Genomic DNA, 7,140 nt, shown 5'->3' on the forward strand with positions numbered 1-7,140 from the left:
CGCAGCGTCAGGTTGGTCCGCCAGTACGCGGCGACCAGCAGGACCCGGTCCTCCAGCGGCAGGCTCCACGGCCGTCCCTTGCGCACCGGGTCCGCCCCCTCCCGCCGCAACGCGGTGATCAGCTTGCCGAACTGGCGCGGGCTCAGGCCGGTGAACGGGCCTATCCAGGAGGGCTCCGACGCCGTGATCACACCAGACACAGCAAGATTATCTCACCCGTGACCGGCAGTTACGGGACAACCCTTAGGTATCACCTCCACCCAGCCACTCGGCGAGATCGGCCGGGGCGGGGAAGCCGCCTCCGGCCGTTGTCACGGCTCGGTGAACGCTCGCCACCACTTCGGGGCGGTCCAGTACCAGGGCGGCACCCGTGCCCCGGGTCGGCTCGGGAAGCGCCAGCGCCGCGCCGATCCATGCCTCGGGATCCCGTGGGTTCTGCGCGGTCCACTCCGCGTACCCGAGCGCGGCCTGTTCGGCGTCTCCCGCCACCGCGGCGTACTCGGCTCTGAGAAGAGGGGTTCCACTCTTGTCCGCCCGCAGCCGCCGGCGGGCGAAGGCACCGGGKGCGGACAGGCGGTTCCTGGCCAGAGGCCCGAACGTGTCAGGGCGAATCAGATCCAGCCGCGGGCGCATCGTCGGGGACGGCAATGCGGGAGCGGTGGCTCCGGCCGCCCACGCCTTGGCGAATCGTTCCGCCGCGGAGGTAGGTATCTCCAAGTGTCGGACTCTCCACACGGCACGTCGCAATGCACAGTAGTAGCGAGCCAGTTCGGCCGGACCTGTCGCGATTTCGTCGTCCTGCCAGGTCGCGACCACGTCCGCGATCTCCTCGACGAACAGCCTGCCTGCCTCGGTGAGGTCGTCGTCGGTCAAGAGGGCAGCGACCGCCTCCCGCAACTGTTCCCGGAGAACGGCAAACTCGAAGTCGGCGTGCTGGGCCTGGGTCCCGGTCACGTATCCGCGGTGTCTCCGCCAGAATCGGCCGACTCCCGCGAATGCGAACACTCCGTGCAGAAGTCCCCGTACCGGCCGGGGGTCACTTCGCCAAGGCGCATAGTAGAGCCGTCGTTCTTGTAGTTCACCGCCTTCGTGCTCATCTCCTGGGGGCAGGACGAGATGCACTAGGTTGAGCAACGCGTTGAGCTGTTGGTGGCGTGTTTCGTGTACGAGGGTCGCGGCTGCCTGGGTCACGTCGCGGGGCAGTGACATGGTGACCGCGCCGAAGGCATCCAAAGAGGAGGCGCTAGCCACCAGTGCTCCCGACGTTCTTCGGAACGATCGTGGCACGAACGCGCGTACAAGTTCTCCCAGCGCGACGGCATCCGCCGGGGATTCCCGGTCCAGCAGGGCGTACGCGTCTGCGAGACGGGCCTCCCACACCTGTGATCGGCCGGCACCCGAGCGATCAGGAGATTTCGGGTACCGGGTGAAGTCCCGGTACGGGCTCACCGTGTCCAGCCACGGCCCTGGTCCCGCCCCTTCGGCCTCTACAAGGGCGGGGCCGCGCAGGTGCCGTAGAGGACGCCATCCCGGTACCGGGGCCGTGAGAGGGAAGTTCAGCAGTACCTGCCCGGCTTCTCCATGTATGACGGCGCCTTCCCCGTCCACGTGGACCTCCGCCTCGCTCCACCGGCGGCGCGCCACCGGGCCCGCCATCCCCGTACCTGGCAACCAGACCAGGCCGTAGTGTGCGGGTACCCACAGAACGCAGGGGATCCTGGCGCGCACGGCCGCAGCCACAGCTAAGGCATGGAACTGTCCGAGGTCCGCCCAGAGCGGGGCTGTGGACGGTGGATCGATTGCGGACCCATTCAAGCGCCTGATGAGACGCAGGGCCCAAGCCATCACGGTGGGATCGGCGAGAACGGCTTCCACCGCTACGGGGGTCCGTGCCTCGGTCTCGCAGAGCAACCGCCAGGCCATCTGACCCGACGGAACACCACCGGGGTGCCGGGTCCGTCGCGCCGCAGCGTCGACCTGATCGAGTAGGGCACGCAGCGTCAGCAGAAGCTGACTGCGTTGAGCGGAACGCAACAGACGAAGATCGGCCTCACTTGCATGGCCCATCGCCATGGCCCGGAGCGACTCCAGGGACACTCTGTGGATATCCAGCGGCCGGGGGGTCACGGTCCGCACTGGTCCGGACGCCTGCCACAGACGAATCCCATCTCATCACTCTGGCTATCACCCGCCAACATCCCGTAAGCCAGAGCCGCCTTTGCATTCACCCGACTCAACGCGCGTCGCAGTACGGGATCGTCACTAGAATGTAGTTCGGCCAAAGAGATCCCAGACAGATCGAGAAGGTCGGAACAGAAATCCTTCGCAGGGTCTGCCATACCGTGGTTCCCCCTGACATGGTGGTCCGGCGGCTCTGGGTGCGCTTCCATGGTGGCTGCAATGGCTCGCCAGTGGAAGACGGCCGCAGGTCATACAGCGTTGGACGACGTACTCCTGGTGGCCGCATCGCGAGGGGGATCACGTGACGCAACTACTGCGCTTCCCGTCGGAGGACGACGACAGTTTCCTGGTGGTGGAAGTGGCGGAGGACGAACCAGGAGTCGTCGAGGTGTCCCGCTTGGGTGACACCGTGGCGGACGCCACCGCCTCCTTCGAGGCGGGCGTCGACCGCATCCGGAACGCGGCCGCGTCGACCCTTCGGCGCCTGAGGGACATGCCCAGCCGTCCCGATGAGGTCTGCCTGGAGTTCGGCATGCGCTTCAACGCCGAAGTCGGCGCCGTGATCGCCAAATCAGCGGGCGAGGCTCATCTGAATGTGACCATGACCTGGCGCGCGGACAACCCACCCGAGTAAGCCGCCGTAGCCTCTCTCTTCCCCCCCCAGGGACACCACCCCCGTCTTTCAACGGGCGCGGGGAACCGCGCGTCCTTCGGAGGCACGGGGACCGGCAGGTCTCTTAGGGGCGCGGGGAACTGCGCGACAAGCCACGACGGACCCGCACCCGACAACGCAACCTCCGGCCACGGAACAGGAGCGTGGGCGACCCCCCAAGGCGGTCGCCCACGTCCCGGCAAAGACAAAAGATCAAGCGACCCGCACCCCGACGGAGTCCCCCCGCGGCGAGCGTGAACCCCGTCACCGACCCACCCCCCTCCCGCCGCCTGGCGAACGGCTCCCCGCCATGGGCGGCAGCCACCTCGCGCACGATCGACAGCCCGAGCCCGGACCCGGGCAGGCTGCGGGCGTCCGGCGCCCGGTAGAAGCGGTCGAAGACCCGGTCCAGGTCCTCCTGCGCGATACCGGGCCCGCGGTCCAGGACCTCGACGCGGACGGCGTCCCCGGCACGCGTCACGACGAGCTCGATCGGCCCGCCGCCCTCCCGGTCGAACTTCGCCGCGTTCTCCACCAGGTTGGACACGGCCCGCTGCAGCGCCATGGGCCGCCCCTCGGTCTCCGTGTCGCCGGACACCCGTACCGTGACCGCCCGCCCCGTGCGCCGGCGCGCCGCCACCGCCACCTCGTCCGCGAGGGAGCCGACGGACACCCGCCGCCGCGGCTCGGTGTCGGAGCGGCCGGCCGCCAGCGCGACCAACTCGTTGACCAGGTCGGTGAGTTCGCGGGACTCCTGGGCGAGGTCGGCGACCAGCTCCTCGCGCGCGGCGGGCGGGAGCTCGTCCATCCGGCGCAGGATCGAGATGTTCGTACGCAGCGAGGTGAGCGGTGTGCGCAGCTCGTGCCCCGCGTCCTGGACGAGGCGCCGCTGGTCGTCCTCGGACTGGGCGAGGCGGCCCAGCATCCGGTCGAAGGACCGGCCGAGCCGGGCCACCTCGTCGTACCCGGCGACCGGCACCTGGATGCCCAGGCTCCCGGTGCGCGCCACGTCCTCGGCGGCCCCCGTGAGCCGCACCAGGCGCGAGGTGATGCGCCGGGCCAGCCACCACCCGAAGAGGCCCGCGGCGACCACCACGGCCGCTTCGAGGAGCACGGTCCGCTGCTGGAGGTCGCGCAGCAGGTCCTCGGTGCCGCTGAACTCCTGCGCCACCTGCACGGCGCCCCGCCCGCCGCCGAGCGAGACGGTCGCCACGCGGTAGCCGGCGCCGCCGACGTCGACGTCCCGGTGCTCCACCACCCGCCCGGCGACCTGCCCGGACGCCACCGGCCGGTCGCCGGCGTCCACGGGCAGCGGCGGATGGCCCCGGTCGACGACGGACCCGCCGGGCCCGAGGACCTGCACGACCGTGCCGCTCGGCCGGACGATCTCGTCGCGCGGGCCGCCGTCGGCGTCGCCGGTCGTGAAGTCCGCGGGCGACAGCGGGGTACGCCGCACCTCGTCCAGGAGGTCCCGCACGACGCCCTCGAACACGGTCTGCTGGTCCACGCGCACCAGCCGGGCGGCGGCGTCGTACGACAGGAGGCCGACGAGGACGGTCACGGCCGCCGCCACGGCCGCGAACGACACGGTGAAGCTCGTCCGCAGCGAGGACAGCCGCGCCGCGGCCGGCCACCGCCCCCGCCGCCCGCGGCCCACTCAGTCCTCCCTCAGCACGTACCCCACGCCCCGCACGGTGTGGATCGGCGACGGTACGCCCGGTTCGTCGAGTTTGCGCCGCAGATATCCCACGTACACGGCCAGGTTCTTCGATCCTGGCCCGAAGTCGTATCCCCAGATGCGGTCGTAGATGGTGGTGTGGTCGAGGACGATGCCGCAGTTGCGGACGAGCAGCTCCAGCAGGTCGAACTCGGTGCGGGTGAGGTCTATCTCCCGCGGTCCCCGCCAGACCCGGCGGGCCTGCGGGTCCAGGCGCAGGCCCGCGGCGGTGAGCCGGCCGTCCGGTGTGCGCCGCGGTTCGCCGGGTACCTCGCCGGACGCGTCGCGGGGGGTGACCGTGCGCCGGAGCAGGGCGCGGAGGCGGGCGAAGACCTCCTCGACGTCGAACGGCTTGACCACGTAGTCGTCGGCGCCGGCGTCCAGGCCCGCGATGCGGTCCGCGGTCTCGACCAGCGCGGTGAGCATCAGGATGGGGGTGCGGTCGCCCTCGGCACGCAGCACACGACAGACCTGGAGGCCGTCGATGCCGGGCATCATCACATCGAGGACGAGCACGTCGGGCGGGGTGCGGTGGGCCTGCGCGAGCGCCTGGACCCCGTCGGCGACCGCCGTGACCGCGTACCCCTCCAGGGTCAGCGCCCGTTCCAGGGCGTGGCGGATCGCGCGGTCGTCCTCGGCGAGCAGCAGATTGTGGGGCACGGGACCAGTCTGCCAAGCCGTTCCGTACGTACTACCTGATGAAGGGGGGTTACGGCCGGGCCTCTTACCCGGCTCTCACCCCACCGGGACCGGTGGCTCACCTCGCCCCGCCACTGTGTCCCTCGTACGGGGGGCGAGCGCCGCGACGGGGAGGACCACGCACCGCATGGAGCGCACGGGACACACGGACCGCACAGGACGCACGGAACGTACAGGGCGTACGGGGCGTGCAGGGGACGAGGGGACCGCGAAACGCATGGGGCGCAAGCAGGGGACGAGGGGACCGCGAAACGCATGGGGCGCAAGGGGCGCAGGGGCTGGGGCCGGGCGGGCCGCCGTACGAAGGTCGTCCTGCTGCTGCACAACGCGTACGCGATCGGGGGGACCGTCCGCACGACGCTCAACCTCGCCGCGGCGCTCGCCGACCGGCACGAGGTGGAGATCGTCTCGATGCGGCGGCACCGGGACGAGCCGCGGTTCGCCGTCGACCCGCGGATCAGGGTGGTGCCGCTGGTGGACGAGCGCGAGGGCAGCGCGGACCTCGCGGATCCCGAGTACGCCCGGCCCGCCACGGACTTCCCGGACTCGGACAAGCGGTACGCGCAGTACACGCGCCTCACCGACCTGCGGGCCCGCGCCTACCTCACGGACTGCGACGCGGACGTGGTGATCGGCACCCGGCCCGGCATCAACGTCTACGTGTCCCTCTTCGCGCCGCGCCGGGCCCTGCGGATCGGCCAGGAGCACCTGCGGCACGACGCGCACAGCAAGCGGCTGCGGGGGGTGCTGGGCCGGCGCTACCGGTGGCTGGACGCGGTGGTGACGACGACGGAGGCGGACGCGGAGGTGTACCGGCGGCGGATGCCCCTGCCGGGCGTCCGGATCGCGGCGGTGCCGAACATAGTCCCGGCGCCGGAGGGCGTCGTCCGCGACAGGTCGTCGAAGAGGGTGGCCGCGGCGGGCCGGCTGGTCCCCGGCAAACGCTTCGACCTGCTGATAGAGGCCTTCTCGGCGGTCGCCACGAAGGAGCCGGACTGGCAGCTGCGGATCTACGGCGGCGGCCCGCAGCGCGACCACCTGCAGGACCTGGTGGACGGGCTGGGCCTCTCCGCCCACATACGCCTCATGGGTCCCACCACCCCCATCGAGGCGGAGTTCGCGAAGTCGGCGATGGTGGTCTCGGCCTCGGACGCGGAGTCGTTCGGGATGACGCTGGTCGAGGCGATGCGCTGCGGGGTGCCGGTGATCAGCACGGACTGCCCGCTGGGGCCGGCCGAGATCATCACCGACGGGGTGGACGGGCGGCTGGTCCCCGTGGGGGACGCGCGTGCGCTGGCCGAGGCGATGCTCGACCTGATCGAGGACGAGCCGTTGCGCCGGGCGATGGGCGAGGCGGCGGTGGCGGGCTCGCACCGCTACGACCCGGGGCCGATCGTGGCCCGCTACGAGGCGCTGTTCACGGAGCTCGCCACGACGCGCCTGCGGCGCTCCTGGGCACGGACCCGCGCCCGGGCGGCGTCCTGGACCCGCCGCCGAGCCCTACCGGGCCGGAACCGAAACCGAGACCGAGGCCGAATGATCCACCTACGCCCCGGCGGGGGCTGACCGCGCAGTTCCCCGCGCCCCTGAAAAGCGGGGCTGCGCCCCGTAAGGGGCGCGGGGAGCTGCGCGCCCGACCCCCACCGACCGGCAGCCGAGCACCGAACCCGCGGTCCCCCATCCGGGCGCAGCCCGGCCAGGGGCGCGGGGAACTGCGCGCCCGACCCCCACCGGCCGGCAGCCGGAGTCGGACCCGCGGTCCCCGCCCCGGCCCGGCTCCCGGACTACTCCGGCCGCAGCGCCGCGAGCTGGTCCTCGAACGGGACCACCTCGAACCCACCGACCCGCACGGCACCACCGACGGGCGCGATGAACGCGGCCGTGTCGGTGT

General features: G+C 71.7%; 5 protein-coding genes and 1 pseudogene. 2 read left to right on the top strand and 4 right to left on the bottom strand.

All coding sequences use genetic code 11. The features are described from left to right. Together FGF04_RS32555 and FGF04_RS32560 are read right to left on the bottom strand one after the other, a co-directional pair. Positions 1–200: pseudogene (locus FGF04_RS32555) on the bottom strand (IS5/IS1182 family transposase); the annotation flags it as partial. Positions 201–243: 43 nt separating this feature from the next. Then, the gene (locus FGF04_RS32560) at positions 244–2,073 is read right to left on the bottom strand and encodes an aKG-HExxH-type peptide beta-hydroxylase (protein WP_328596425.1); all 1,830 of its coding nucleotides are present in this window, start codon (positions 2,071–2,073) and stop codon (positions 244–246) included. Between the two features lie 409 nt (positions 2,074–2,482). On the opposite strand from FGF04_RS32560, the gene FGF04_RS32565 reads away from it, so the two are divergent. Continuing rightward, positions 2,483–2,815, top strand: a complete 333-nt coding sequence (locus FGF04_RS32565) for a CU044_2847 family protein (RefSeq protein ID WP_149514985.1) — start codon at positions 2,483–2,485, stop codon at positions 2,813–2,815. Positions 2,816–2,918: 103 nt separating this feature from the next. On the opposite strand, the gene FGF04_RS32570 is transcribed toward FGF04_RS32565, so the two are convergent. Together FGF04_RS32570 and FGF04_RS32575 are read right to left on the bottom strand one after the other, a co-directional pair. Then, the gene (locus tag FGF04_RS32570) at positions 2,919–4,490 is read right to left on the bottom strand and encodes a HAMP domain-containing sensor histidine kinase (RefSeq protein WP_149514986.1); all 1,572 of its coding nucleotides are present in this window, start codon (positions 4,488–4,490) and stop codon (positions 2,919–2,921) included. Continuing rightward, positions 4,491–5,210 carry a response regulator transcription factor gene (locus tag FGF04_RS32575; protein ID WP_149514987.1) on the bottom strand — a complete coding sequence of 240 codons (720 nt, stop codon included), beginning with the start codon at positions 5,208–5,210 and terminating at the stop codon, positions 4,491–4,493. 294 nt (positions 5,211–5,504) lie between these two features. Between FGF04_RS32575 and FGF04_RS32580 the strand changes: the two genes are divergently transcribed. Beyond that, positions 5,505–6,815, top strand: a complete 1,311-nt coding sequence (locus FGF04_RS32580) for a glycosyltransferase family 4 protein (RefSeq protein ID WP_149514988.1) — start codon at positions 5,505–5,507, stop codon at positions 6,813–6,815. Positions 6,816–7,140: the final 325 nt, after the last annotated feature.

It is taken from the genome of Streptomyces apricus (assembly GCF_008369065.1).
Classification (GTDB): Bacteria; Actinomycetota; Actinomycetes; order Streptomycetales; family Streptomycetaceae; genus Streptomyces; species Streptomyces apricus.